We start from the raw sequence: 26,126 nt of genomic DNA on the forward strand, positions 1-26,126 counted from the left end.
CAACCCCTGTCACCAGCCGGCCGCACCCGGCACGACTCGGCGGCCGTCCTGCACGTGGGAGGCGGTCGCGCTCGCTACCTTTGACCACCGAGGGAGGGCCGTCCGGGTCCACCCGCGGTGGAACGGAGGTGCGCCATGGCCACGGCGAGTACTGCCGACCCGTGGCGGCAGGGCGGTCGCCCCGACCGGCCGTTCCCCGTCCGGGCGCCCCAGGGAGACCACGCCATGTACGCCGAGCGAGCCTCCCGCCCCGGCCGGCCCCCGGTGCCGCCGCGCGGCCGACCCGCCGAACGCCCCCGCCGAGACCCCCGCGACCTCGACGACCACGCCCGCCCGCGGCGCGCCCCGCGCGACGAGGAGCACGACCGCCCGCGCCGCCCCGCCCGGGAGGACCACTACGCCCGCCCCTCCGAGCGCGTGACCGGGGACGGCCGCCGGGCGGCTGCCCGGTCCGCCGAGGCCCGCCCGTCGGCCCGCGGCCGCACCGCCGCCGTCGAGAGCGGCCGGTTCCGCGGCGCGGTCGCCGTGCTCGGGATGTTCCTCGTCACGCTGGCCGGCGCCGGTATCGACTCCTACGTCGGTATCGGCCTCGGGCTCATCACCCAGGTCGCGCTGACCGGCTCCACGGTGCTGGCCGCCCTGAGCGTGCGCCGCCGCGACCTGCTGTCGGTCGTCGTCGCTCCCCCGCTGGTCTTCATCGGCGTGGCCGCGCTGAACATCGCGCTGGCCCCGTCGGCCTCCTTCAGCCTGCCGACGGTCGCCACGCTGCTCATCCGCGGCTTCCCGACCATGGCGATCGCCACGGCCGCGGCGGTCGTGGTCGCGCTGGCCCGGCTGATCGCCCGCCGCTGACCCGGCCACCCCACGTACGACGAAGCGCCCGCCCCGGTCCGGGGCGGGCGCTTCGTCGTACGGGGCTCAGTCGACCGGCGCGGTGCGCTTGGGCCGCAGCTCGTGCGGCAGCGCGAAGACCAGCCGCTCCTCGGCCGCCTTCACCGTCGAGACGTCGGCGTAGCCGCGCGCGGCCAGCCAGTCGAGGACCTCGCTGACCAGGATCTCGGGCACCGACGCGCCGCTGGTGACGCCCACCGTGCCGACGCCCTCCAGCCACGCCTCGTCGATCTCGGCGGCGTAGTCGACCAGGTAGGAAGCGCGGGCACCGGCCTCGAGCGCCACCTCGACCAGCCGCACCGAGTTCGACGAGTTCGTGGAGCCGACGACCAGCACGAGGTCGCACTCGGCAGCCATCTGCTTCACGGCCTGCTGCCGGTTCTGCGTCGCGTAGCAGATGTCGTCGCTCGGCGGCGCCTGCAGCCCGGGGAAGCGGTTCTTCAGCTGGTCCACGGTCGTCAGCGTCTCGTCCACCGAGAGGGTGGTCTGCGACAGCCAGACGACCTTCTCCGGGTCGCGCACCTGGACGTTCGCGACGTCCTCGGGGCCGTCCACGAGCTGGACGTGCTCGGGCGCCTCACCGGCGGTGCCCTCGACCTCCTCGTGGCCGCGGTGGCCGATCAGCAGGATGTCGTAGTCGTCCTTGGCGAATCGCTTGGCCTCGGAGTGCACCTTGGTGACCAGCGGGCAGGTGGCGTCGATCGTGCGCAGCTGCCGCTCGGCGGCCTCGGCGTGCACCGCCGGGGAGACGCCGTGCGCGCTGAAGACGACGACCGCACCCTCGGGGACCTCGGAGGTCTCCTCCACGAAGATCGCCCCCCGCCGCTCCAGCGTGGCGACGACGTGCTTGTTGTGGACGATCTGCTTGCGGACGTAGACGGGGGCGCCGTGGATCTCCAGGGCGCGCTCGACCGCCACCACCGCCCGGTCCACGCCGGCGCAGTAGCCCCGGGGATCGGCCAGCAGGACCCGTCCGCGCTGATCAGCCATGCACCCAGGGTACGTGCTGGAGAACCCCCTGCAGGGGCCGTCACCGGCCACCCGGGACGGTGTAACGGCCCACACCTGGTGTCGGGCGCGCCGATCTGGGGCAGGGTGTCGCCATGGCCCGTGAGATCCCTGAGGTTGTCCGCGCAGCCGCCGGCCTGGCGGCCACCGTCCTGGACGAGGCGCGCAAGCTGCCCGAGACGCTGCCGGGGCTGCCCGTGCGCGTCATCGGGCTGGCGATGCAGCACGCGATGAAGGTCCAGCAGCAGTACGCCGGCCTGGTCGCCCGCGGCGACGAGCTGTTCACCGGGATCCGCGGTGACCGCGAGCCGGGGCTGGCCACCTTCGACGACGACGACGTCGAAGCAGCGCCGGCCAACGGCTTCCGCGACTCCGCCTTCGACCGCGCCGGCACCGTGTCCGACGCGGAGCTCGACGAAGCCGCGGCGCAGGTCGATGAGGGGCAGACCGCCCCCGAGGAGCTCGCCGCCGAGGCCCCCGCCACCGAGGACGTGCTGGAGGAGCTCGCCGTCGACGAGCTGGTCGAGGCCGCCCCCACCCTGGAGGAGACCGCCCCTGCGGTCACCGAGGACGCCGACGCCATCGAGAACGCGCTGCTGGAGTCGTCCGACGCCCCGGCCGCGCCCGCCGTCGAGACCGGCGCGGACGTCTCCACCACCGTCGACGTGCTCACCGCCGACGGGGGCGACGTCACCACCGTGGACGCCACCGTGACCGACGAGGGCGTCGCCGCCCCCGTCACCGACGACGCCGGCGCCGATGCCACTGCCGTCGACGAGGGCGGGACCCCCGTGGCCGCTGCCACGACGGAGCCCGCCACCGCCGAGCCCGCCACCGCCCCGGTCGAGGGCTACGACGGCTTCTCCATCGCCCAGCTGCGCGGCCGGCTGCGCGGGTACGCGCTCAGCACGGTGGCCGACCTCGTCTCGTACGAGGAGGCCAACCGCGCCCGTGAGCCCTACCTCCGGATGCTGCGCAACCGGCTGGAGAAGCTCGAGGAGCAGGCGGTCGAGAGCAGCCCGCTGGCCCCGCGCGGCCAGTAGCGGTCGGAGGCCCGTGGCAGTCTCGGGGGCATGACCGCGCCGTCGTCCCCCGAGGCTCCCTGGCCGGTCCGCACCGTCGCCCGGAAGATCGCCGACTGGATCGGCCGGCTGGGTGAGGTGTGGGTCGAGGGCCAGGTGGCGCAGCTGTCCCGGCGCGGCGGCGCGGCCACCGTCTTCCTCACCCTGCGCGACCCGGCGGCCGACCTGTCCGTCCCGGTCACCTGCCACCGCGACGTGGCCGACCGGCCCGGGCTGGAGCTGACCGAGGGCGCGCGGGTGATCGTGCGCGCCCGGCCCGACTACTACGTCGCCCGCGGCTCCTTCTCGCTGCGGGCCACCGAGATCCGCGCGGTCGGCCTCGGGGAGCTGCTGGCCCGGATCGAGCGGATCCGCCGGCTGCTCGCCGCCGAGGGGCTGTTCGACGCCGCCCGCAAGCGGCCGCTGCCGTTCGCGCCCGCCGTCGTCGGCGTCATCACCGGCCGCGACAGCGCCGCCGAGCGCGACGTCCTGGTCACCGCCCGCCGCCGCTGGCCCGCGGTGCGGTTCGCCGTGCACAACTGCGCCGTGCAGGGCCCGCAGGCCGCGGCCAACGTGATCGAGGGGCTGCGCCGGCTCGACGCCGACCCGGCCGTCGAGGTCATCGTCATCGCCCGCGGCGGCGGCTCGGTCGAGGACCTGCTGCCCTTCTCCGACGAGGGGCTGGTCCGGGCGATCGCCGCCTCCCGCACACCCGTGGTCACCGCGGTCGGGCACGAGACCGACACCACGCTGGTCGACCACGTCGCCGACGTCCGCGCCGCCACCCCCACCGACGCGGCGCACCGGATCGTGCCGGAGATCGGCGAGCAGCGGCGGCTGGTCGAGGGGCTGCGCGCCCGCGCGCGCTCGCTGCTGGGCACCCGGCTGGAGCAGCAGGTCCGCTGGCTGGAGTCGGTGCGCACCCGCCCGGTGCTGGCCTCGCCCGACCGGCTGCTGCACGGCCGCGAGGAGGACGTCGCGGGGCTCCGCTCCCGCGCCCGCCGCACGCTGGTCCACCGGGTCGAGGGCGCCGAGCGCGACCTGGAGCACGCCCGCGCCCGGGTGGCCGCCCTCTCCCCCGCGGCCACCCTGGAGCGCGGCTACGCCGTGGTGCAGAAGGCCGACGGCGCGCTCGTCCGCGACCCGGCCGAGGTCGCCGACGGCGAGCTGCTCCGGGTGCGGGTGGCCGGCGGCCGGCTGCCCGTGCGCGTGGACCGCACCGCCGACCGGGAGGATGGACAGCCGTGAGCACCGCCGAGCAGCCCGCCGAGCCGACGACCACCTACGAGCAGGCGCGGGAGGAGCTGGCCGACGTCGTCCGCCGGCTCGAGGCCGGGGGGCTCACGCTCGAGGAGTCGCTGACCCTGTGGGAGCGCGGCGAGGAGCTGGCCACGCTCTGCCAGCACTGGCTCGACCGGGCCCGCGAGCGGCTGGCCGCCGCGGCGCCCGCCGACGACCAGGGCTGACCGGCTCAGGCCGGCTGCTCCTCCCCCGCGGGAGGAGCCAGGAGCAGCCCGGCCTCGGTCAGGGCGTCGAGCACGCGGTCGGCCTGCCGGCGCAGGTCCGGGTCGTCGCCGTCACCGCCCTCGCCGAGGGAGCGGGCCACGAGCTCGCGCAGCGCGTCGTCCTCCGACGGCGCCGGCCGGGCCGCCGGGACGCGGGTGACCATGCCGCAGGGGCACGAACCGCCCTCGGCCGGGGCGACGTGGTCACCGCGGGCGCAGAGGTCCTCGGCCACGCGATCAGCCCTCGACCGGCCGGACGGCCGCGGCCACGGTGCGCAGCTCGTCGTCGGACGCCGATCCGCTGACCACGACGACGACGCCCTCGCTCTCCCGGCTCAGCGCGGTCTCGCCGCGCTCGGTGGTCCACCGGGTCCACTGCTGCCCGCCGATCTCCTCGGTGCCCTCCTCGGTGGCATCCAGCAGCACCGCCAGCACCGGGTCGGCCCGCCGGTCGTCGCTGACGACGAAGCCCGCGAACTCCTCCCCCGGCGTCAGGTAGCCGATCTCCAGCGTCACCGAGTCGCCCTCGGTGGCGTTCCCCGCATCGGTGCGGGCGCTGGTCGGCCGGAAGTCCTCGTCGAGGCCCTCGGGTGCCTGCACCGGGTAGCCGGCCCGCTCGGTGGCCAGCCGGACCGTGCTCGCCGGGTCGACCACGCGGACCCCCTCGTCGGGGCCGGAGCGGAACGCCTGCCAGCCGACGAGCAGCAGGCAGATCACGACCAGCGGCAGCAGCGAGCGCAGCATGTTGGCCGCGGTGAACGAGTTCGCCCGCTGCTGGGCCGGTGAGAGCGGGGGCGCGGCCGGCTCCTCCTCCCGGGGGGAGGCGGGGCTCGGGCTCGGCGGGCCGGCTTCGGTCATGCCCCTAGGATCGCAGGAGCGCTTCACCATCCCGCCGCCCAACGACTGTGCGGTCGATCATGGAGGTCCTGTGCAGCTCCCCGTCCCCGACGGCCCCGTCCACCCGAGCCCGGGGCGGAGCTTCTCCGCCGACCGCCCGGCCCCCGACCGCAACCTGGCGATGGAGCTGGTGCGGGTCACCGAGGCCGCCGCCATGGCCGCCGGCCGCTGGGTCGGCCGCGGCGACAAGAACGGCGGGGACGGCGCGGCCGTCGACGCCATGCGCGCGCTCATCGGCACGGTGAGCATGAAGGGCGTCGTGGTCATCGGCGAGGGCGAGAAGGACGAAGCGCCCATGCTCTACAACGGCGAGCAGGTCGGCGACGGCAACGGGCCCGAGTGCGACGTCGCCGTCGACCCCATCGACGGCACCACCCTGATGGCCAAGGGCATGCCGAACGCCATCGCGGTCATGGCGGTGGCCGACCGCGGCGCCATGTACGACCCGTCGGCCGTCTTCTACATGGAGAAGATCGCGACCGGCCCGGCCGCGGCCGACGTCGTCGACATCACCGTCCCGGTGGCGGAGAACATCCGCCGCGTGGCCAAGGCCAAGCGCGTCTCCCCCGGCGACGTCACCGTCTGCATCCTGGACCGCCCGCGCCACGAGCAGCTGGTGCACGAGGTCCGCGACGCCGGCGCCCGGATCAAGTTCATCACCGACGGCGACGTCGCCGGCGCGATCGCCGCCGCCCGCGAGGGCACCGGCGTCGACCTGCTGCTGGGCATCGGCGGCACGCCGGAGGGAATCATCGCCGCCTGCGCGCTCAAGTGCATGGGCGGCGGCCTGCAGGGCCGGCTCTGGCCCAAGGACGACGACGAGCGGCAGAAGGCGATCGACGCCGGGCACGACCTCGACCGGGTGCTGCAGATCGACGACCTGGTCCGCGGCGACGTGTTCTTCGTGGCCACCGGCGTCACCGACGGCGAGCTGCTGCGCGGCGTGCAGTACCGCGCGGGCGGCTGCACGACGCAGTCGCTGGTCATGCGCTCGCGGTCGGGCACGATCCGGTCGATCGAGAGCCTGCACTCGCTGGAGAAGCTGCGCGCCTACTCCGCGGTGCCCTTCGACCGGCAGTAGGTCACTCCGCCCGCCGCTGGGCCAGCCGTTCCATGAGCTGGCGCCAGCGGCTGGGGGACTCCCCCGGCGCCAGGCTGCGCAGCTTCAGGTCGCCGAACACGGTCCGCGCGTGCACGACGACGAGCGGGGTGCCGGCGACCCGGGGCACCGGTGCCAGGTCGACCATGCGGTCGCCGAACACCGTGCGTCCCTCGAGCTGCGCGTCGACCCCCTCGGCCACGATCACGTCGACGTCGCCGAAGACCGTGCCGAGGCGCAGGTCGAGGCGCGCGGCGCCGGTACGCAGCCCGCGCAGGTCGAGCTGCACGTCGCCGAACACGGTCGTGGCCCTGGTCGGCACGGTGGGCCCGGCGACCTTGATGTCGCCGAAGTAGCTGCTCAGCGTCTCCGGGGCCCGCCGGCCGACGATCTCGACCGGCGCCTCGGTCGGCAGGTCGTCGACCAGCTGGGCGAGCTCGGCGGTGGTCACCGCCACGTAGGCGGTGCCGGCGCGCTGACCGAACTCGTCGAGGTCCAGCCGCCCCTCGGCCAGCGCCTTCTGCAGTCGGGCGACCACGGCCTCGCGGTCGGCGTCGGAGGCGCGCACCCCGGGCAGCGCTGCGTCGTCGGTCACGCCTCCCGACGCTAGCGGACCCACCCCCGGACGCGGACCGGCCCGGCGCCCCGTGCGGGGTGCCGGGCCGGTCGCGGTGGGTCACTCGGTGCCGAAGGCGTCCGCGCAGAACTCGAGGGTGTCGGTCTCCTGGCGGCCGGCGCAGCTGTCGCCGTAGGCCTCGTAGAGGGAACCGGAGGGCGAGTCCCAGAAGAGGTCGTCGCAGGCCTGCATGTCGCCGTCGTAGCAGTCCTCGGCGAGACCGTCGAGGCCTGCGTCGTCGCCCAGGCCGTCGGGTTCGGAGGTCGCGGCCGGGATGGCCGAGCCGCTCCCGCCGTCGTCGTCCCCGTTGGCCAGGACGAGGAACAGGGCGATGCCGGCGGCGGCGATCAGCACCACACCGGCGACGACCAGCCCGATGACCAGGTTGCGGCTGCTCTTCGGGGGCTGCTCCCCCGGGACGCCGGGGCGGCTGCCCGGCGGCGCCCACGGCTGCCCCGGCGGCGGGTAGCCGCCCTGCCCCGGCTGCGGGTACGGCTGCTGCCCGTGAGCGGGCTGCTCACCGTAGGGCTGGCCGTAGCCGGGCTGCTGGCCGTAGGGCTGCTGGCCGTAGGGCTGCTGCCCGTAGCCCGGCTGACCCCAGGGCTGCTGCGCGTAACCCGGCTGCTGGCCGTAGGGCTGCTGCCCGGTCGGCCCGTCCGGCCGGTCCGAGGGCGGCTGCGCCGGCGCGTCACCTCCGCCCTCGGGACCCTGCGGCGGGTACGGCGGCTGCGACATCGGGCTCTCCTCGGGACAGGTGATCTTCCTCGCGGATGCTAGGAGAGCGCCGGCCGACGGCCCAGCACCCCCGTCCCGGGGGCGTCGCCCGGACCGCCGCCCGCCCCGGGCGGAGGCGGGATCTAGGGTCCTTCGCGGAGCACTGCCACCATCGACACCACCCGGGAGCAGACGTGGCCACCGAGCAGGACGGCACCGACTACCGCATCGAGCACGACTCCATGGGGGAGGTCCGCGTCCCCGGCTGGGCGAAGTGGCGGGCCCAGACCCAGCGCGCCGTCGAGAACTTCCCGATCTCCGGCACGCCGATCGAGCGCGAGCTGATCGGGGCCCTCGCCGCCATCAAGGGCGCGGCGGCCACCGTCAACGCGCAGCTGGGCGTCCTCGACGGCGCCGTCGCCGGTGCGATCACCGAGGCCGCCGGCGCGGTCGCCCGCGGCGACTGGGACGACCACTTCCCCATCGACGTCTTCCAGACCGGCTCCGGGACGTCGAGCAACATGAACACCAACGAGGTCATCGCGACCCTGGCCACCGAGGCGCTCGGCTCGCCGGTCCACCCCAACGACCACGTCAACGCCTCGCAGTCGTCCAACGACGTCTTCCCGTCGGCGATCCACATCGCCGCCACCCGCGCCGTCGTGCGCACCCTGGTGCCGGCGCTCATGCACCTCGAGGCCTCGCTGTCGCGCAAGGCCGAGGAGTTCGCCACGGTCGTGAAGAGCGGCCGCACCCACCTGATGGACGCCACCCCGGTCACCCTCGGCCAGGAGTTCGGCGGTTACGCCGCGGCCATCCGCTACGGCATCGAGCGGCTGGAGGCCTCGCTCCCCCGCATCGGCGAGCTGCCGCTGGGCGGCACCGCCGTCGGCACCGGCATCAACACCCCGCCCGGGTTCGCCGCGGCGATCATCGAGCGGCTGGCCGAGGACATGGAGCTGCCGCTGTCGGAGGCGCGCGACCACTTCGAGGCGCAGAGCTCGCGCGACTCGCTGGTGGAGGCCTCCGGGCAGCTGAAGACGATCGCCGTCGGGCTGATCAAGATCGCCAACGACCTGCGCTGGATGGGGTCGGGTCCGCGCACCGGCCTGGGCGAGATCCAGCTGCCCGACCTGCAGCCGGGCAGCTCGATCATGCCGGGCAAGGTGAACCCGGTGATCCCCGAGGCGGTCATCCAGGTGGGCGCCCAGGTCATCGGCAACGACGCCGCCGTCACCTACGCCGGCACCACCGGCGTCTTCGAGCTCAACGTGACGCTGCCGCTCATGGCCCGGAACGTGCTGGAGTCGATCCGGCTGATCGCCAATGTGAGCCGGCTGCTGGCCGACCGCTGCGTCGACGGGATCGTGGCCAACGTCGAGCAGTGCCGCGAGTACGCCGAGTCCTCGCCGTCGATCGTCACGCCGCTGAACAAGTACATCGGCTACGAGGAGGCCGCCAAGGTCGCCAAGCAGTCGCTGGCCGAGCAGAAGACGATCCGCCAGGTCGTGGTCGAGCGGGGCTACGTCGAGCAGGGCAAGCTCACCGAGCAGCAGCTCGACGAGGCGCTCGACGTCCTGTCGATGACCCACCCCTGACCCGTCGCTGAGCCGCCGCGAACGGGGCGGCACGCCGGAGGTCACGCCCGGCTCCGCCCCCTTCGGGCGGGGTCGGGCCGCATTCGCCGTCGGGAAGGGCTAGCGTCGTCGTCGATGAGCGAGACAGATGTAGCACTGCGCTACCCCGGTGGAGAACTGCCCCTGCCCGTCAAGCACGGGACCGAGGGCTCCGACGGCCTCGACACGAGCAAGCTGCTGGCGACGACCGGACGGGTCGCCCTCGACATCGGCTTCGTGAACACGGCCAGCTGCACCTCGGCGATCACCTACATCGACGGTGACGCCGGGATCCTGCGGTACCGGGGCTACCCGATCGACCAGCTGGCGGAGAGCTCGAGCTTCCTCGAGGTCACCTACCTGCTGATCTACGGGGAGCTCCCGACCGCGACCCAGCTGGAGGAGTTCGACCAGCGGATCCGCCGGCACACGCTGCTGCACGAGGACCTCAAGCAGTTCTTCAAGGGGTTCCCGCGCGACGCGCACCCGATGCCGGTGCTCTCCTCGGCGGTCAGCGCGCTGTCCACCTTCTACCAGGACAGCCTGGACCCGTTCAGCCCCGAGCAGGTCGAGCTCTCGACCGTGCGGCTGCTGGCCAAGCTGCCCACCATCGCGGCCTACGCCTACAAGAAGTCGGTCGGCCAGCCGTTCCTCTACCCGGACAACTCACTGGGCCTGGTGGAGAACTTCCTCCGCATGACCTTCGGGTTCCCGGCCGAGCCGTACGACGTCGACCCGGAGCTGGCCAAGGCGCTGGACATGCTGTTCGTCCTGCACGCCGACCACGAGCAGAACTGCTCCACCTCGACGGTGCGGCTGGTCGGCTCGTCGCACGCGAACCTCTTCGCCTCCGTCTCGGCCGGCATCAACGCGCTCTTCGGCCCGCTGCACGGCGGGGCCAACCAGTCGGTGCTGGAGATGCTCGAGGGCATCCAGGCCGACGGCGGCGACATCGCCTCCTTCGTGAACCGGGTGAAGAACAAGGAGCCCGGCGTCAAGCTCATGGGCTTCGGCCACCGGGTCTACAAGAACTACGACCCGCGCGCGGCGATCGTGAAGAAGACCGCCGACACGGTGCTCGACAAGCTCGGGGGCAACAACCAGCTGCTGGACCTCGCCCGCCAGCTGGAGGAGGTCGCGCTCTCCGACGACTACTTCGTCGAGCGCAAGCTCTACCCGAACGTCGACTTCTACACCGGCCTCATCTACCGGGCGATGGGCTTCCCGACCCGGATGTTCACCGTGCTGTTCGCGCTCGGCCGGCTGCCCGGCTGGATCGCGCAGTGGCGGGAGATGATCGCCGACCCGACGACGAAGATCGGGCGCCCCCGGCAGATCTACACCGGGGAGACCGAGCGGGCCTACGTCCCGCTCGACGCCCGCTAGCCCCAGCCGCACCCCGGGCCGGGTGATCCTCCGGGATCACCCGGCCCGTTGCGTGCTCCGGCGTGGTCCCTACGGTGGGCTGCGCCGAGGACCGCACCGAGGAGGACAACGCATGGCCGACCCCGCCGACGACGTCCTCGTCCTGCCCCCGATCCCCCTCGCCTCCGGCAGCGTCCTCGAACCGGAGGACGACGGGCCGCCGGTGCGCATCTCCGCGGTCGAGGTCGTCGTCTCCACCGAGGACGGCGCCCAGCTGCGCATCCCGCTCGTGCGCCGGCACGGCGCCTGGTGGGCGCCCTGACCCGGTGACCGCCGCCCGGACGCCTCATCCGTTCGGGCGCCACCCGACTTCCACCCTCACCCGGAGGGGTGAGAACTCCTCACCCCCTCCTCAGGCGCCCCTCGCGGCACGTCGATACGAGGGCCAGAGCCTGCTGCACCCGCAGCGGGCCGGCCCTCGAGACCGCCGGGAGACGCCGCAGTGCCCGCACCACGCACGCCCGTCCGCCCTGCCTCCTCCCGTGCCACCTCCGCTGCCCGCTCCGCGACCCGGCCGGTGGTCAGCGCCCGCGAGGCGCAGGCCCTCCGCGAGGCCCTCGCCCTGCGCCAGGCGCTGGCCGCCCGACCCGACCTCACTCCCGAGCAGGTGGCCGCCGCGCGCGCCGCCGTCGCGGCGAGGAAGCCCACCGCCGCGAAGCGGCCCGCCCCGAAGAAGCGCCCCGCCGCTGCGAGGAAGCGACCCGCCGCGAAGAAGCGGCCGTCCGGTACGCGGCCCGCCGGCACGCGCGCGGCCGCCGCGCGCACCGGCTCGAGCTGGTCCACCCGGCTCGGCGTCGTCGCCCTGAGCACCCTGCTGCTCCCCGCCGCCCTGGCTCTCGTGCTGCCCGGCGCCGGCACGCCGGAGGACGGGCCGCAGGACGTCACCACCCTGGCCCTGACCGCCCGCAGCTCGCTGCTGGAGCAGGCCGACACCTACCACCAGCTGGAGGCGCGGGCCGGGCAGGAACGCACCGCCCTGCAGCAGGCGCGGGACGCCGAGGGTGCCGCCCGCGCCGCGGTCGCCGCCCAGCAGCACGCCGTGGGCACCACCGCCGCCGCGCTGTACCGGGCGCCGGCCACCAGCCGCTTCCCGGTCCTCGGCCTCAGCGCCGGCGACCCGTCGTCCACCCCCGACGTGCTCTTCCGGGCTGCGCTCGCCGACCGGGCCGAGCGCGCGCGGGAGGAGTACGTCGTCCGGGCCGAGCGCACCGTCGCCGCCCTGGAGGCGGCCCAGCGGCGCGTCGCCGACGCCGAGGCGGCCGTCGCCGCCGCCGAAGCCGAGGTCGAGGCGGTGCTGTCCGCCGTCCGCCGTCAGGTCGACGGCCTCGGCACCGACGTCACCGGCGTGCTGGCCGGTCTGGGCCCCATCCCCGCCGCCGGGGAGCAGCAGGCCCGCAACCAGGCCGCCGTGCAGCGCTGGCAGCAGTACCTCGCCGGCCTCACCGCCGCGGGCATCGAGCCACCCGCAGCCGCCGAGCTCACCGACCTCGCGGACCTGCCGGCCGGGCTCTCCCCCGCGCTGGACGCCGCCGGTCAGCCGATCCCGGGCGTGGCCTGGGCCGTGATCGGCAGCAGCCCGGTCACCGTGCTGCCCGCGGAGACGGTGGCCGCGGTGAGCAACGCCTTCTCCCAGCTCGGCAAGCCCTTCGTCGCCGGCACCGCCGGCCCCGAGACCTACGACTGCGGCGGCTTCACCGCCGCCTCGTGGCTGCTGGCCGGCTACGCGCTGCCCGCGACGCCGCAGGAGCAGTGGACGTCCGGTGCCCCCGTGCCGGTGGACCGGCTGCAGGTCGGCGACCTCGTCTTCTCCCCCGGCGGCCAGGACGTCGGCCTGTACCTGGGCGACGGCGACGTGCTGGGCGCGTCCGCCGCCACCTACCAGGTGGGCGTGCGCTCGATGGCCGCCGACTCCACCGCCGTCCGCGTGCCCCTGGCCGCCCCGGCCGAGCCGAACGCCGCCCTGGCCGTCGGTGAGACCACCGGTCCGTGCGGCGCCCCGCTGCCGCAGCCGGGCATCGCCAGCCCCGAGTGGGGCGGCTGGAGCAACGGCCGGATCCCGGTCCAGGCCCTGTGCCAGCTCGGCGTCTACCAGCACGCGCTGCGCTGCGACGCCGCCGCCGGGTACGCGCAGATGAGCGACGCCTTCCAGGCGCAGTTCGGCACACCGCTGTGCATCACCGACTCCTACCGGTCGGTGGGCTCGCAGATGGCCGCCTTCCGCGCCAAGCCGAAGCTGGCCGCCGTGCCCGGGACGTCCAACCACGGGTGGGCGCTGGCGGTGGACCTGTGCGGCGGCATCAACATCGCCGGGACCCCGCAGTGGACCTGGATGACCGCCAACGCAGGCCGCTTCGGCTTCGTCCAGCCCGCCTGGGCCGCGCCGGGTGGCGAGAAGCCCGAACCCTGGCACTGGGAGTACGGCTACATCTCCTGACCAGGGCTTGCGTCATGGCCTCGCCGTCGGGCCCTCGCCGGGCGGGGACGCGGCGTCCGTCACCAGCCCCAGGGCAGGTCGGCGAGCTCCGTCCAGGGCAGCGTGACGCTCGGCTCGCAGGACTCCCCCGCCAGCCGGGCGGCGACCCCGCGCCCGGCGCAGGCGACCGGGTGGTGCGGCGTCACGACCACGTGCATGTCCGGCATGGCCAGGCCGGTGGCGGCGATCCGGTCGATCAGCAGCTCCGGCGCGACCAGCGCGGCGGTGGCCAGCACCGGCACGGTCCGGTGCGACCACAGCGCCACCGGTCCCTCGACCCGCAGCTGCAGCTCGACGTCGTGCGCGCGGCCCAGCGCCGCCGAGCGGGCACGGTGGCGCTCGGCCGGCCCGGCCGCCGGCGACGGGACCCACGCCACGGCCAGGTCCCCGCGGCGCACGACGACCCGCCAGGCGACGGCCGTCGACGCCGGATCGGTCCAGTCGAGGACCGCGATGCCCTCGCGGGCCGCCGAGGCGTCGGTCACCGGACGGGCGTCCACCCAGGCGGCGAGCGCGGCGGCGATGCCCTCGGGAGTCGGTGCGACGCCGGCCCGCGTCATGTCGTCGGCGAGCTCCCCGGCGGCGATGCGGGTGCTGCGCTCGTCCTCCTCCACGACCAGCTGGGAGCCGGCGCCGGGCCGGCGCAGCACCTCGGCGCGCAGCCCGTCCACGGCGAGCTCGGGCAGCAGCGCCGTCGCGACGTCGAGCAGGTCGACGACGTCCACCCGCACCGGGCGCAGGCGCTGGAGCAGACCGGCGGACGAGCCCCCGAACCGGAACTGGCTCATGCCCGGTCGTCCCCTCGCAGGCGGGCCCGCAGCGCCTCCGGGAGCGCGGGCAGGGCCAGGACCGCGGTGAGCTCCGGATCGCTGAGCCGGACCGGCAGCACGTCGGGGTCCCAGCCGGTGGCCAGCCGGACCCGGGCGGCCGAGGCCGGCCACACCGCGTCGCGGGCGGCGGCCACGTGCAGCTCGGTGAGCACGTCCTCGAGGTGGATCGCGGCGACCGGGTGCACCCGCGGGTCGGCGAACGCGGCACGGACGGCGGTCGCCAGGGCGGTGCGCTCGTCGGCGGCCAGCCAGTGCGGCACGAGCACCGGCGGCACCGGGTCCCCCGCGGGAAGGGCGGTCACCGGTCGCCGTCCCGCACGGTCCCCGCCGGCAGCGCGCGGGCGGTGGGGGGACGGGGGGTCACGCCCTGGATATCGGCAGCGCAGGGGCCCGATGGACCCCTTTCCAGCAGGAAATCCGCGACGCACCGTCACCGGTACGCCGTCCGGCGGCCGGCGCGGCGTCACCCGGGCGGGCGCCGGGCGGTGTCCGCTGATCATCACGACGGACCGGGCGGGCCCTCGACGTCGGTCTAGGGCCCGCCCGGTCCGTCGTGATCTCGGCGAGGGCGACCAGGGGCGAGCTCAGTCGGCGAGTTCGGACAGGCGGGTCTTGAGGGCCTTCTCGACCCGGTCGGCGTAGACGTTCATGTTGCGCACCGAGGTGTTGAGCTCCGAGGAGAGCTGCGTCTTGGTCTGCCCGCCCCAGGTGGTCAGGTACCAGGTCGCCCAGCCCAGGACGTTCGGCTGGCCGGCGCGCTGGTCGCGGCGGGCGGTCGGGTCCGGGGCGCAGGCCGCGGTCAGCGCGTGCGAGAGCAGCGTCTGCTCCGCCTCACCCATGATCTCGTCGGGCGCCTCGGAGGAGTCGGGCAGCAGGATCTCGGTCGAGTCCGGGCCGCCGTCCAGCGACTGCAGGTTGCGCAGCCCGTTCAGGGTCGCGACCGTCTGGGAGTTGCGGCGCAGCGTGGCCACGCTCTGCCCCATGAAGGCGGCGAGCTCCTTCTCGCTGGGCCGGCGCTGGTGCTCGGCGATGAACGACGCGATCGCCTTCTGCTGCTTGTGCTCGGTGTCGGCCGCGGTCCGGCCGTGCGCGTTGCGCCCCAGGTCGTGCACCCACTTGGACAGCTGGGTGGCCAGGAAGGCGCCGAACGGCACGCCCTTGGTCTCGTCGTACTGCGCGACCGCCTTGAGCACCCACTCGAACACCTGCTGCCCGAGGTCGTCGGGGTCGGGCAGGTGCAGCCGGATCGTGCTCATGTTGCGCTGCAGCCGCTTGAGGCTGACCGGGCCGTAGTGGCGGCACAGCTGGTCGAGGAAGGCCGGCGGCAGGTCACGCGGGTCGCGGCGGCGGACGTCGGTCTCGGCGCGCAGCCCGATGGTAGTGGTGCCGTGCCCGGCGCACCAGGCCTTGACCCAGTCGGCCAGCACCGACGCCGAGCCGCGGGCGCCGTCGACGCGGTAGAGGCCGTCGCCCTGGTCGTAGGTGACGGTGACGCCGTCGGGCAGCTCGGCGCGGAACTCGTCGAGCGGGAGCTCGCGGTCCACCCGGAAGTGGACGCGGTCGCGGGCGGTGATGGGCGCGAGCACCCACCCGTCCGCCTCCGGGATGCCGCCGAAGACCAGCGGCTGGCGGAGACGGGCACGGTTGTCGAGAGCGGTCGGGGAGGACGAGAAGCGGTCGGACACCGGAACTCCTGGCGGTACGGGGAAGAGAGGACCTCGGGGAAGGAGGCCCCGCGAAGCTCGGGAGACGGCCGTCAGGCCGGGATCCGCTCACCCGGGCCGGCAGCCCGGGGAGCAGGGACGGCGGGCAGCGCCTCGAGGACGTCGGCGGCGGTCGCGCCGCGGTCGGCACGCTCGATGAGGAGCGCTGCGGCGGCGCGCTCGGCCTCGCTGGGCTCGGCCACGTAGACCGGCATGTGGTCGTAGAGCCCGGTGAACATCTCGCTCACGAACGCGTAGGCGGCCTGCGCCTGCGGCGAGAACTTGGCGACGCCGGCTCGCGGGCCGAGCTCCACGCCGACGGTGACCCGGACGACGCGGTCGTCCTTGCTCAGCCCCGTGACGGCGAAGGACACCTGGTCGTGCTGCGCGGCCAGCGTCGAGAGGGCGGCCAGGCACTTCCGGGTCGCACCACGACGCGGCCGGAGCTGCACGTGGACGACCACGGTCTCCTGCTCGCCCTGGTCGACGCCGTTCTGCGCGTTGGATGCACTGTGTTGCATGGTGATCGCCCCCTGTCACTTGCTTGGGGAGAAATCTGCCGCATGCAAGCCGCCACGAGGGCACAAGACTCGCCGTGCCCTACGCAGTTGTGAGGGGGCGACTTCGGCAGAAGTTGCCCGTGTCGGCCGCTGTCAGCGGGCAGACCGGGACACGCGGGCGACCTCTGCCAAAACCATGCCCCCGACCGCCATGCAGATCTGTCAGGCCTGCAGCTGCTCGCCGCCCTGTGCCGCCGCCGGGTCGGCCTCCGGGGTCGCGGGGGCCACGGGCGCGAACGCCGCCAGTGCGCCGAGCGTGTCCGCGGTGACCTGGGCGGCGAGGAGGTTGGCCTCGACGATCTGCCGGTAGACCTCCTCGCGGTGGATCGCGATCTCGCGCGGGGCCTTGAAGCCGAGCCGGACCGTGCCGCCGCGCACCTCGACGACGTGGACCTCGATGTCGTCGCCGATGCGGATGGTCTCGCCGACGCTGCGGGTGAGTGTGAGCACGTGTACCCCTCCATGGGTTGTGTGGCCGTCCGTGGCTGCGCGCGGCGGTGTCGCCGCCCGCGGATTCTCTATCGGCGCATGGGCCGCCGGACCGGATGGGTGCCGTCGGGCAGGAGCACCTGCCGTGCGCGCGCGGTGGTCTCGTTCACCACGACCGGGGCCCGCAGGTTCGCGGTGGCGGCCGTGACGTCCCCGTCCGGGATGGTCACCAGGCAGTAGACGCGTGCGTCGTCGGCCGGGGCGAGGCCGAGCTCCGCGCGCGCCGCCGCCGGGAGGACCGGGGCGTACTCCGGGAAGTACGCCGCCGCGGGCACCGCGACGAACCGCGGACCGTCGGGGGCGACGGCCTGCAGCCACCACAGCAGACCCGTGCCGTCGGCCGGGACCAGCGCGTAGTCCCGGTGCGCCGGGAAGCCCGGCAGCGGCTCGGTCAGGGACAGGACCTGCACCGCTGGGGCGGCGGCGGGCGTCCGGACCGGCGCGCTCGCGGGGGTGGGCGAGCGGTTGGCCAGGACGGCGGGGCACGGCGTCATGCGGTGCACCTCCTCGGGCGGGCGAGGGCGGGGGGGCCGGACATCAGCGGAGGTAGTCCAGGAGCGTGGGGGAGATGACCTTCGCCGTCGCGGCGAGCGCTGCCTCGTAACCGGTCTTCTGCATCTCGAGGTTCATGATCGTCTCGGGTAGGTCGATGTTCTCCGTCTCGGCGAGCTGCGACTGGAGGATCAACTTCCGGTCGGCGTTGATCTGCTCGACCCGCTCCAAGCGGGAGGCGCGGGCGCCAATGTCGGCCACGGCGCCCTGCATGGTCTTCAGGACGTCGTCCAGCTTGCCGAGCTGCCCCTGGAGGGCCGTGTGGTCGTCGGCCCGCAGGGCATCGGCGATCCCGCCCACGACGGCGAACAGGTCGTCCGCCCCGGCTCCGAATGCCTCCGGGCCGCTGAGATCCACGCGCAGCAACTCGCTGTCCGAGACCCGGCGGGTGACCGTGCCCGCGGTGACGCCAGGCGTCACCGCGGTGCCGATGTAGGTGCCGGCGGGGTCGTAGGCGTTGGGCCCTGCGGTGACCCCGCCGAACAGCGGCCGCCCCATGACCTTGGTGTTGGCCATGTTGAGCAGCCCCTCGCGCAGCGACGCCACCTCGGTGGCCAGCGCCTGCTGGCTGGTCGTGGAGACCGCGCCTTCGTTGAGGCCCTGGACGGTGAGGTCACGCACCCGCTGGGTCATGTTCATCATGTCCAGCAGGGTCGAGCTGCCCTGTTCCAGCCAGCTCTTCGCGTCGGTGACGTTGCGCGCCTGCTGCGCCACCGACGCCTGCTCGGCACGGGTCTGCATGGCCCGGTTGGTGGCTGTCGGCGAGTCCGACGGCTTGTTGACGAGCCGGCCCGAGGTGAGCTGGTTCTGCAGCCGGCCCAGGGCGTCGAGGTTGCGGTTGAGCCCCTGCAGGCTGGTGAGCGTGACCGCCCGCTGCGTGATGCGCACTCAGATCACAGCCCCACGCGGCCGGTGCGGTTGATCAGCACGTCGAGCATCTCGTCGATCGCGGTCACCAGTCGCCCGGCCGCCGAGTAGGCGTGCTGGAACGAGAGCATGTTGGTCATCTCCTCGTCGATGTTCACGCCGGCGACCGACTCCCTGGCGGCGTCCACCTGCGTGGTGATGACCGCCTGGATGTCGACGTTGCGGTTGGCCGTGGCCGCCTCGACGCCGAGCTGGACGACGAGCTTCCGGTAGTTGGCGTCCGGGCCCGACGGGGCGTTGCGCAGCTGGGCGATCCGGTCGGCGTTGCTGTTGTCCGTGTTCGCCCCACCGGTGATGACCGAGGCCGCGATGCGGGCGGGGTCGATGATCGCCACGCGGATGGTGGCGGCGGTGATCGCGCCGCCGTCAGCGGAGTCGAAGACCGCTCCACCCGGGTTCCCGAGCTTGTCGGACGTGGGGTTGGTGGGCGAGTTGACGTGGAGCCCGTTCACGGCGTCGGCGACACCCTTGGCCAGCTGGTCGAGTTCCTTCTGGTACTTGGGAAAGGTCCCGTTCAGCACACCGACCTGCCCGGCCGCCGTGCCGTCGGCCGCGACTGTGTAGCCGCCGACCGCGGTGACCAACCGGACCGGGTTTCCCGCCGTGTCGCCCATGTCCAGGCCGCCGGCGACGGCCAGCTTGGCGGCGCTTGCGCCGCCGACGATGGTGACCCCGCCCACGACGACGTCGAGCATGCCGTCCTTGCCCTGGCGGACGGTGGCGCCGACCTGGTCGGCCAGCTGCATGACCAGCACGTCGCGCTGGTCGGCCAGGTCGTTGGCGGGCAGGCCGGTCTGGGTGGCCCGCTGGATCGCCTGGTTGAGGTCGGCGATCGTCGCTGCGGCCGCGTTGACGTCCTTGACCAGGACGGTGAGGTTCTCACGTGTCTGCTTCCACTGCGCGTCGAGCGAGGCGGAGGCGAAGTGGAGTCCGCCGACCAGGGTCTGCATCTGCTGCAGCGCCTGGGCGCGGGCGGCATCGGTGTCGGGGTTGTTCGCGACGGCCTCCCAGCCGTCCCACACGTCGGTGAGCATGCTCTGCAGGCCCTGGTCCCCGGGCTCGCGGAACGCGGTCTCCACCTGCTCCAGAGCGCCGGCCTCGACGGCTTGGCGGGCGTAGTTGGCGTGCTCGGTGTGCCCGCGCCCTTCCAGGAAGACGTCGCGGATGCGCGTGATGTCGTCGGCCGACACCCCGCCACCGATGCCGTCGCTGGTGGAGTAGAAGGCCGGCACCGCGCTGCCGCCGATGGCCTGCATGTCCGCGCGCTGGCGGCTGTAACCGTTGGTGTTGACGTTGGCGATGTTCTGCCCGGTGACGTCGAGCGCGCGCCGCTGCGCCCAGAGGGACGTCGTCGCGGCGTTGAGCCCGGAGAAGGTGCCGCTCACAGGGCGCCGTCCAGGGTGACCGCGCGGTGCGCGCCGTCGTCGTGCCGGCCCGTGGAGCCGTAGGTCCCGGCGGACGGGGTGCGGGTCTGCACGAGGGCGTCGCCGATGGCGGCGAGGCCGCCCTCGATCAGCTCGCGGTTGGCGTCGCTGAGGCTGCGCAGGTCAGTGATGAGCACCAGCAGCGCCTCGTGGTGCTTGGCCAGCAGATCGCTCCAGGGCGCGGGGGCAGCCTCGGCGACCTGCTTCAGCGACGGGTTCGCCTCCAGGCCCAGCGCGGCCGCGATCGCCTCGGTGGCGGCCGAGCGCTCGACCTCGAGCAGCCGCAGCTGGTCCAGGACCACCTCGATCTCGTGCGCGATCCGCGCCAGCCAGCGAGTCTTGCCCGTCACGATCAGGTATTGCTTCTCCTCCGCCTTGAACAGCAGGAGGTCCAGGAGCTCCTGCTCCCGCCACAGCAACGTCGACAGGTGCTGGTAGTCCACGCGTCCACCGCCTCTCCGTCTCTCGTGCCGGGCGCCGCCCCGGTCCCCCCGGTCGGCGCTCCCTCGTCAGGGCTGGCTTCGGCACCCGCACCCGCCCCCTCAAGCCGAGCGGGCGAGGAGCGCTCAAGTCAGGACGGAAAGTTGCCGATGGGCGGTGCCACCTCGCCCACGGTCAGCCGAGAAGGAGGACGTGAGCCCAGCCCGTGCCCTCGCCTCCGAGCGCCTTCAGCGCGAGCGGTTCCCGCGCGAGCGAACCGCGTCCGGTCGCACCCCGCACCCCTCCAAGTCCACCGGTGGCCCCGGCCGGACCCAGGCCGAGATCGACGCCCTGGTGACCGAGCACCTGCCCCTGGCCGCCTTCGCGGTGAACGCCGTCGCGGCGCGCATCTCGCTGCCGGCGCACGTGAGCCGGGACGACCTGCTGTCCTGCGCGCACGTCGCGCTGGTGGAGGTAGCCCGGCGGTTCGACCCCTCCGCCGGCGCGTCGTTCGCCACCTACGCCCTCGCCCGGCTGCAGGGCGCGGTCCTCGACGAGCTGCGCTCCGGGGACTGGGCCAGCCGCTCCGTGCGCGCCGCGGCGCGGCGCACCGACGCCGCCGCCGACGCGCTCACCATCTCCCTGGGCCGCCCGCCCACACGGGAGGAGCTCGCGGAGGTGCTGGGCGTGCCACGCAGCGAGCTGGACAGCCTGCAGGTCGACGTGCACCGCGCGGTCATGGTGAGCATCGACGCCGAGACCAGTGCCGACGGCGCATCGCTGGACCTGCCCGACACCGGTGAGTCCCCGGAGCGGGCCCTGCTGCGCGGCGAGCGCGCCCGCTACCTGCACGAGGCGATCCGGGCCCTGCCCGACCGGCTCGACGAGGTCGTAGAGAGGAATTTCTTCGGTGACGAATCGCTCACCGACATCGCCGACGATCTCGGGGTCACCCTCTCTCGGGTCTCGCAGATGCGCGCCCGGGCGCTGACCTTGCTGCACGCGGCCATGAGCGAGGTGTGGGACGGCCGCGCCGTCCCCGCCGACGGCGGGGTTCGGGCCCGCAACCAGCAGCGCAGCTACGTCGAACGAGTGGCGGCCCGCTCCCCCGCCATCCCCCGCCCCCGGGCCGGCTGGCCGATCCCGGGTCGGGCGCAACCCGCCTGAGTGAGGAACGGCCGAAAAGAACTCGGTTTCGCCTCAAGTCCCAGGCGCCCCAGGCCGTAACTCCCTATGCACCACCGCACGACCCGCAGCACGGATGCAGCGGGAATCCAGTAAGACCCCGTCCAAGGAGGAACACCATGGGTCTGCGCGTCAACAACAACATCGCGGCGCTCAACGCTTACCGCAACCTGTCCATCACGGACAACCAGATGTCGAAGTCGCTGGAGAAGCTCTCCTCCGGCTTCCGCATCAACCGCGCCGCCGACGACGCGGCCGGGCTCGCCATCTCGGAGGGCCTGCGCTCGCAGATCGGTGGCCTGAAGGTCGCCGTCCGCAACACCCAGGACGGCATCTCGGTCGTGCAGACGGCTGAAGGTGCGCTCACCGAGACCACCTCCATCCTGCAGCGCATGCGTGACCTGTCGGTCCAGGCCGCCAACGACGGTGGCCTGAACACCGACGCCAAGAACAACATCCAGAAGGAGGTCGAGCAGCTCAAGGAGGAGCTGACCCGGATCGCCGACACCACCAAGTTCAACGGCGAGAAGTTGCTGGACGGCAACTTCTCCAAGAACTTCCAGGTGGGTGCCAACCAGGGCGAGGTCATCGAGGTCGAGGTCGGGACCTCGATGTCGGCTGTGGGCCTCGAGGTCAACGACGTCGACGTGACGACCGGCGGCAACGCCTGGACCGCCGCTTCCGGTTCGATCGACTTCGACGCCGCCGCCGCTCCTGGCACGGCGATCGCGATCACCTACGCCGGCAGCACGCACACGCTGGACCTCAGCGACTGGTCGACGGGCGCCACCAGCGCCGACGCCGAGAAGAACCACGCCCTCGTGCAGTCGCAGTTCGACAAGAAGCTGCAGGGCACCGGCCTGAGCGCCCAGGTCGACGCCTACGGCGGCGTGGTCATCAGCGGCCCGTCCAGCGCCGCCGCCGGCGACGTGACGGCGGCCGGTCTGACCGTGGCTCACAGCACCTCGGGCAGCGGCGCGGACTCGGCCATCCAGGCGATCGACGCGGCGCTCAAGACGGTGTCGACCGCCCGTGCCGACCTGGGTGCCAAGCAGAACCGGTTCGACCACACCATCAACAACCTCAACGTCGCGGTGGAGAACCTGACCGCGTCGGAGAGCCGCATCCGCGACGCCGACATGGCCCAGGAGATGGTCGGGTTCACCCGCAACCAGATCCTGACTCAGGCCGGCACCGCGATGCTCGCGCAGGCCAACCAGGCCTCGCAGGGCGTCCTCTCGCTGCTCCGCTGATCCCAGCGCGGTAGCTGAGGGCACCTCGGCAAGACCCTGGGTGAGGGGGGAGGTCTCCGGACCTCCCCCCTCACTCACACCACGACCACGGGGGGACCCGTGCCGACGGGAGGACTCGCATGGCAGGGATGGCAGTCGACGGGCTCGTCTCCGGGCTCGACACCACCAACCTGATCAACCAGCTGGTCGCTGCCGAGGGCGCCACCCAGTCGGCGCTCAAGACCCGGCTCAAGGGCACCGAGACCGCAGCCTCGGCCTACCGCACGGTCAACACGACCTACCTCGCCGTCACCACCGCAGCCGAGAACCTGCTCAAGCCCGAGACCTGGAACGCGACCCGGGCCACCAGCTCCGCGACCTCCGTCGCCGCCGCCGCGACTACCGGCGCCACCCCCGGATCCCTCACCTTCGCGGTGAAGAACCTGGCCACGACCCACTCCCAGGTCAGCACCGGGCGCTGGGCCTCCACCACCGCCGCCGCGAACGTCACCACGCTTGACGTGAAGAACGCCGACGGCACCAGCCGAGGCACCGTCCCGCTGACCGGCACGGAGTCGCTCGCGGAGGTCGCCAGCAAGATCAACAGCGCGAAGCTCGACCTGGCCGCGTCCGTGGTCAAGGTCAAGGACGGCGAGTTCGCCCTCCAGGTGACCTCCACCAAGTCCGGCGCCGCGGCCGGCTTCAGCCTGTCGGGCGGCAGCGCGTTCGCGGACACCTCCACCGGCAAGGACGCCCAGCTGGTCATCGGCTCCGGCGCCGGCGCCTACTCCGTCTACAGCTCGACGAACGTCTTCGACGGGTTGATGGGCGGCACCACGATCACCGTCAGCAAGGTCGAGGCGGATCCGGTCACGGTGAGCGTGGTCAGCGATCCGGACTCGATCGCGGCGAAGATGCAGGCCCTGGTCGATGCGGTGAACTCCGCCCTGACCCAGACCAAGAGCTACACCAGCAGCGCCCCGGGCAGCACCGCCGCGCTCAAGGGCGATTACACGCTCACCTCCCTGGCCAGCAGCGTCCTGAGCACGGTCGCCACCGGCGTCGGCAAGGACGGCTCGGTGGCCAAGCTCGGGCTGGAGCTGACCAAGGACGGCAAGCTGTCCTTCGACAAGGCGAAGTTCCTGACCGCCGTCAAGGAGACGCCCGAGCTGGCCAAGCGCATGGTCTTCGGCACCACGGCGAGCAACGGTGCCGACGGCGCGGTGGGCGGTGGCGACGACGTCGCCGCGGTCACCGGCCTCGCCGGCCGGTTGCTGAGCCTCTCCAAGGGCGCCTCCGACAGCACCACGGGCACCATCGTGGGCCTGGCCAACGGGCAGGACACCCTCGGCAAGGACCTCACCAAGCGTATCGAGGAGTGGGACCTGCGGCTGCAGATGCGCCGGCAGACCCTGACCCGCCAGTTCACCGCCATGGAGACCGCGCTGAGCAAGCTCCAGAGCCAGTCCAGCTGGCTCGGCGGCCAGCTGGCCTCGCTGCCCTCCAGCTCCTGACCGGTCCTCCCCCGCCGGTCCTGCACCCCCATTCCACCCAGGAGACCCCTCGATGAGTGCCGCATCCCTCCGCGCCCGCTACCTCGGCGACTCGGTCGCCACGGCGTCGCCGCAGCAGATCCTGGTGATGCTGTACGACCGACTGGCCCTCGACCTGGAGCGCGCCCAGAAGCACGTCGCCGCCGGCCAGCGCGAGGATGCCTCCGAGCAGCTGCAGCACGCCCAGGCGATCGTGCTCGAGCTTCTCTCCAGCCTGCAGGTCGACGCCTGGGAGGGAGGGCCCCGCCTGGCCGCCCTCTACAACTGGCTGATCGGCGAGCTGGTACAGGCGAACGTGAAGCTCGACACCAACCGCATCGCCTCCTGCCGCCAGGTGGTGGAGCCCCTGCGTGACGCGTGGCGCCAGGCCGCGGCGTCCCTGGCCGGCGCTCCGGCATGACCGGCGTGAGCCCGGTCGGCGGCACGGCAGCCGCGGGCTTCGGCTTCAGCCCCTACTCGGCGGCCGCCGAGGCGCGCGGTCTGGGCGCCGGCGGCCGGGAGCGCCGCCGGCAGCCGCAGGACTGGCACCAGGCCCTCGACGAGCTCGAAGGTGATGTGCTCGACGCCCAGGCCGCGCTGGCCCGCAACCGCGCCGAGGAGATCGCCACCTGGGGCCGCCGCGCGGAGGACTGGGTCCCGCCGCACGACCTGGGGCCGCTGCCCGCCGACCTGCGCGAGCGAGCCGCCCGGCTGCTGCAGCACCAGCTGGCCGTCGCCGAGCAGCTGGTCGAGCGGATCACCCAGTCGCAGAAGCAGCGCGACGTCGCCGCCCGCATGTCCTACGCCCCCACCCGCCCGGTCGCCTCGTTCATCGACCGCGGCCTGTAGCCGCACCGCACTCCCCCAGCCCCGCCTCCGGCCACGCCGGCGGCGGGGCTTCGTGCTTTTCCACGGTGAAGCAGCCCGCATCACCGCGGAAAGGCACGGAACCTGCCAACTCCCCCGTCCCGGTCGGCCCGGGACACGGCGAGGTCACCGCTGGTCACACGCGTCCCGGTTCCCCCACCCGGGTGCTGCTGCCACTCGTGTGGCGGACCGGCGGTCAGGCGGGGAGAGGCGGGTGCCGATGACTGGGAGGCACGGAGAGCAAGCCCTTTCGCCACGGATCGGCGGACCCCGCACTCGTTCGCGAGTGCCTTCCGCGTACCCCGGAGGACGAACGTGCCCTGCTTCCCGAGCCGGCCGGCCCCATGATCGGCGAGATCACCCCGGCCGCCCTGCACGCAGCCCTGTCCGGCCTGGCCCAGCGCCAGCGGGTCACCGCCGACAACATCGCCAACGTCAACACCCCGGGGTTCCTCGCCGGCCGGACCGACTTCGAGTCCTCGCTGCGCGGCGCGCTGCGCACCGGTGAGACGCCGCAGATCAGCGGCGGCACCGTCGCCCGGTCCCTGGAGCCGACGAACACCAACGGCAACAACGTCAACCTGGATGCGGAGACCCTCATCGCCACCGAGACCGGCCTGCGCTACCAGCTGGCCCTCAGCGCGCTGGACGGCAAGTACAACTCGATCCGCACCGCCCTCAGGACCTCGTGACATGGCCATCTTCGACACCTTCGGCATCTCCGGCTCCGGCCTGCTGCTGCACCGCAAGTGGCTGGACGCCGTCTCCGACAACATCGCCAACGTCAACACCGTCTCGCGGACCAACGAGGACGCGTTCCAGGAGCGGATGATCATCGCCCGCGCGGTCGACTACGGCACCGGCGAGGGCGGCGTGCGTGCCGCGCGCGCGGAGTTCGGCGACCCCGAGGGCCGCATGGTCTACGCGCCCGACCACCCCCTGGCCGACGAGGAGGGGTACGTGAAGTACCCCGACATGGACCTCGGCGACCAGATGTCGCAGATGATCATGGCGCAGCGCGGCTACCAGGCCAACCTCGCCGTCGTGGAGCGGGCGACCGCCCTCTACCAGGCTGCCCTGCAGCTCGGGAAGGGCTGACC

30 protein-coding genes are annotated in these 26,126 nt (G+C 73.6%); 16 read left to right on the forward strand and 14 right to left on the reverse strand.

Features of this window, described 5'->3' with window-relative positions:
- Positions 1-225: 225 nt before the first annotated feature.
- Positions 226-852 (forward strand): DUF6542 domain-containing protein, encoded by a 627-nt coding sequence (locus DQ241_RS08685; RefSeq protein ID WP_113829769.1) that lies wholly within the window; start codon positions 226-228, stop codon positions 850-852.
- 66 nt (positions 853-918) lie between these two features.
- Here DQ241_RS08685 and DQ241_RS08690 read toward each other — a convergent pair whose 3' ends face one another.
- Complete coding sequence (locus DQ241_RS08690; protein ID WP_113829770.1) at positions 919-1,881, reverse strand: 4-hydroxy-3-methylbut-2-enyl diphosphate reductase; 963 nt, start codon at positions 1,879-1,881, stop codon at positions 919-921.
- Positions 1,882-1,994: 113 nt separating this feature from the next.
- Between DQ241_RS08690 and DQ241_RS08695 the strand changes: the two genes are divergently transcribed.
- From DQ241_RS08695 to DQ241_RS08705, 3 genes are read left to right on the forward strand one after another with little or no spacing between them, the layout of a single operon-like run.
- A complete protein-coding gene (locus tag DQ241_RS08695) occupies positions 1,995-2,942 on the forward strand; it encodes a hypothetical protein (RefSeq protein WP_113829771.1) in 948 nt (315 codons plus the stop codon).
- Positions 2,943-2,972: 30 nt separating this feature from the next.
- Positions 2,973-4,208, forward strand: a complete 1,236-nt coding sequence (xseA, locus tag DQ241_RS08700; protein WP_113829772.1) for an exodeoxyribonuclease VII large subunit — start codon at positions 2,973-2,975, stop codon at positions 4,206-4,208.
- Positions 4,205-4,426, forward strand: coding sequence for an exodeoxyribonuclease VII small subunit (locus tag DQ241_RS08705; protein ID WP_113829773.1), 222 nt, complete (start codon positions 4,205-4,207; stop codon positions 4,424-4,426). The genes xseA and DQ241_RS08705 overlap by 4 nt, the downstream gene beginning before the upstream one ends.
- Positions 4,427-4,431: 5 nt before the next feature.
- On the opposite strand, the gene DQ241_RS08710 is transcribed toward DQ241_RS08705, so the two are convergent.
- Both DQ241_RS08710 and DQ241_RS08715 read right to left on the reverse strand, forming a co-directional pair.
- The gene (locus DQ241_RS08710) at positions 4,432-4,698 is read right to left on the reverse strand and encodes a hypothetical protein (protein ID WP_113829774.1); all 267 of its coding nucleotides are present in this window, start codon (positions 4,696-4,698) and stop codon (positions 4,432-4,434) included.
- Between the two features lie 4 nt (positions 4,699-4,702).
- Positions 4,703-5,323 (reverse strand): DUF4245 domain-containing protein, encoded by a 621-nt coding sequence (locus DQ241_RS08715; protein WP_113829775.1) that lies wholly within the window; start codon positions 5,321-5,323, stop codon positions 4,703-4,705.
- A 70-nt stretch (positions 5,324-5,393) separates the two neighbouring features.
- On the opposite strand from DQ241_RS08715, the gene glpX reads away from it, so the two are divergent.
- Positions 5,394-6,443, forward strand: a complete 1,050-nt coding sequence (glpX, locus tag DQ241_RS08720) for a class II fructose-bisphosphatase (RefSeq protein ID WP_255410973.1) — start codon at positions 5,394-5,396, stop codon at positions 6,441-6,443.
- 1 nt (position 6,444) lies between these two features.
- On the opposite strand, the gene DQ241_RS08725 is transcribed toward glpX, so the two are convergent.
- Both DQ241_RS08725 and DQ241_RS08730 read right to left on the reverse strand, forming a co-directional pair.
- The gene (locus DQ241_RS08725; RefSeq protein ID WP_113829776.1) at positions 6,445-7,056 is read right to left on the reverse strand and encodes a DUF1707 domain-containing protein; all 612 of its coding nucleotides are present in this window, start codon (positions 7,054-7,056) and stop codon (positions 6,445-6,447) included.
- 81 nt (positions 7,057-7,137) lie between these two features.
- Entirely contained in the window at positions 7,138-7,812 is a 675-nt protein-coding gene (locus DQ241_RS08730; RefSeq protein ID WP_113829777.1) for a hypothetical protein, read from the reverse strand.
- 173 nt (positions 7,813-7,985) lie between these two features.
- Between DQ241_RS08730 and DQ241_RS08735 the strand changes: the two genes are divergently transcribed.
- From DQ241_RS08735 to DQ241_RS08750, 4 genes are all read left to right on the forward strand, one after another.
- The gene (locus DQ241_RS08735; protein WP_113829778.1) at positions 7,986-9,389 is read left to right on the forward strand and encodes an aspartate ammonia-lyase; all 1,404 of its coding nucleotides are present in this window, start codon (positions 7,986-7,988) and stop codon (positions 9,387-9,389) included.
- A gap of 114 nt (positions 9,390-9,503) precedes the next feature.
- On the forward strand, positions 9,504-10,793 hold the full coding sequence (locus DQ241_RS08740) for a citrate synthase (protein WP_113829779.1): 1,290 nt from the start codon (positions 9,504-9,506) through the stop codon (positions 10,791-10,793).
- 112 nt (positions 10,794-10,905) lie between these two features.
- Positions 10,906-11,094, forward strand: coding sequence for a hypothetical protein (locus DQ241_RS08745; protein WP_113829780.1), 189 nt, complete (start codon positions 10,906-10,908; stop codon positions 11,092-11,094).
- A 180-nt stretch (positions 11,095-11,274) separates the two neighbouring features.
- Complete coding sequence (locus DQ241_RS08750) at positions 11,275-13,266, forward strand: NlpC/P60 family protein (RefSeq protein ID WP_113829781.1); 1,992 nt, start codon at positions 11,275-11,277, stop codon at positions 13,264-13,266.
- Positions 13,267-13,325: 59 nt separating this feature from the next.
- Here DQ241_RS08750 and DQ241_RS08755 read toward each other — a convergent pair whose 3' ends face one another.
- The 9 genes from DQ241_RS08755 to DQ241_RS08795 form a co-directional block, all read right to left on the reverse strand.
- Positions 13,326-14,093 carry a hypothetical protein gene (locus tag DQ241_RS08755; protein WP_113829782.1) on the reverse strand — a complete coding sequence of 256 codons (768 nt, stop codon included), beginning with the start codon at positions 14,091-14,093 and terminating at the stop codon, positions 13,326-13,328.
- Positions 14,090-14,437, reverse strand: a complete 348-nt coding sequence (locus DQ241_RS08760) for a hypothetical protein (RefSeq protein ID WP_113829783.1) — start codon at positions 14,435-14,437, stop codon at positions 14,090-14,092. Before DQ241_RS08760 ends, DQ241_RS08755 begins: the two co-directional genes overlap by 4 nt.
- 282 nt (positions 14,438-14,719) lie before the next feature.
- Positions 14,720-15,820: a flagellar biosynthesis protein FliA gene (locus DQ241_RS08765; RefSeq protein ID WP_113829784.1), complete on the reverse strand. Its 1,101-nt coding sequence runs from the start codon at positions 15,818-15,820 to the stop codon at positions 14,720-14,722.
- A 71-nt stretch (positions 15,821-15,891) separates the two neighbouring features.
- Positions 15,892-16,359, reverse strand: coding sequence for a hypothetical protein (locus tag DQ241_RS08770; RefSeq protein ID WP_113829785.1), 468 nt, complete (start codon positions 16,357-16,359; stop codon positions 15,892-15,894).
- Positions 16,360-16,560: 201 nt separating this feature from the next.
- Positions 16,561-16,848: a carbon storage regulator CsrA gene (gene csrA, locus DQ241_RS21285; RefSeq protein WP_255410974.1), complete on the reverse strand. Its 288-nt coding sequence runs from the start codon at positions 16,846-16,848 to the stop codon at positions 16,561-16,563.
- Positions 16,849-16,916: 68 nt separating this feature from the next.
- Positions 16,917-17,381, reverse strand: coding sequence for a flagellar assembly protein FliW (fliW, locus tag DQ241_RS08780; protein ID WP_113829786.1), 465 nt, complete (start codon positions 17,379-17,381; stop codon positions 16,917-16,919).
- A gap of 43 nt (positions 17,382-17,424) precedes the next feature.
- A complete protein-coding gene (locus tag DQ241_RS08785; protein WP_113829787.1) occupies positions 17,425-18,327 on the reverse strand; it encodes a flagellar hook protein in 903 nt (300 codons plus the stop codon).
- A 5-nt stretch (positions 18,328-18,332) separates the two neighbouring features.
- Entirely contained in the window at positions 18,333-19,751 is a 1,419-nt protein-coding gene (gene flgK / locus DQ241_RS08790) for a flagellar hook-associated protein FlgK (RefSeq protein ID WP_113829788.1), read from the reverse strand.
- Positions 19,748-20,233, reverse strand: a complete 486-nt coding sequence (locus tag DQ241_RS08795) for a flagellar protein FlgN (RefSeq protein WP_113829789.1) — start codon at positions 20,231-20,233, stop codon at positions 19,748-19,750. The genes flgK and DQ241_RS08795 overlap by 4 nt, the downstream gene beginning before the upstream one ends.
- Before the next feature lie 190 nt (positions 20,234-20,423).
- Between DQ241_RS08795 and DQ241_RS08800 the strand changes: the two genes are divergently transcribed.
- The 7 genes from DQ241_RS08800 (at position 20,424) to DQ241_RS08830 (ending at position 26,124) form a co-directional block, all read left to right on the forward strand.
- The gene (locus tag DQ241_RS08800) at positions 20,424-21,377 is read left to right on the forward strand and encodes a sigma-70 family RNA polymerase sigma factor (protein WP_113829790.1); all 954 of its coding nucleotides are present in this window, start codon (positions 20,424-20,426) and stop codon (positions 21,375-21,377) included.
- 137 nt (positions 21,378-21,514) lie between these two features.
- A complete protein-coding gene (locus DQ241_RS21370; RefSeq protein WP_113829791.1) occupies positions 21,515-22,648 on the forward strand; it encodes a flagellin in 1,134 nt (377 codons plus the stop codon).
- Between the two features lie 119 nt (positions 22,649-22,767).
- Positions 22,768-24,141: a flagellar filament capping protein FliD gene (gene fliD, locus DQ241_RS08810; RefSeq protein ID WP_113829792.1), complete on the forward strand. Its 1,374-nt coding sequence runs from the start codon at positions 22,768-22,770 to the stop codon at positions 24,139-24,141.
- 52 nt (positions 24,142-24,193) lie between these two features.
- Positions 24,194-24,580, forward strand: coding sequence for a flagellar export chaperone FliS (gene fliS / locus DQ241_RS08815; RefSeq protein ID WP_113829793.1), 387 nt, complete (start codon positions 24,194-24,196; stop codon positions 24,578-24,580).
- Entirely contained in the window at positions 24,577-25,008 is a 432-nt protein-coding gene (locus tag DQ241_RS08820; RefSeq protein WP_113829969.1) for a hypothetical protein, read from the forward strand. Before fliS ends, DQ241_RS08820 begins: the two co-directional genes overlap by 4 nt.
- Positions 25,009-25,370: 362 nt before the next feature.
- Entirely contained in the window at positions 25,371-25,718 is a 348-nt protein-coding gene (gene flgB / locus DQ241_RS08825; protein ID WP_113829794.1) for a flagellar basal body rod protein FlgB, read from the forward strand.
- Position 25,719: 1 nt separating this feature from the next.
- Positions 25,720-26,124 carry a flagellar basal body rod protein FlgC gene (locus DQ241_RS08830; RefSeq protein WP_113829795.1) on the forward strand — a complete coding sequence of 135 codons (405 nt, stop codon included), beginning with the start codon at positions 25,720-25,722 and terminating at the stop codon, positions 26,122-26,124.
- Positions 26,125-26,126: the final 2 nt, after the last annotated feature.

The organism is Blastococcus sp. TF02A-30, assembly GCF_003319185.1.
Lineage (GTDB): Bacteria > Actinomycetota > Actinomycetes > Mycobacteriales > Geodermatophilaceae > Blastococcus.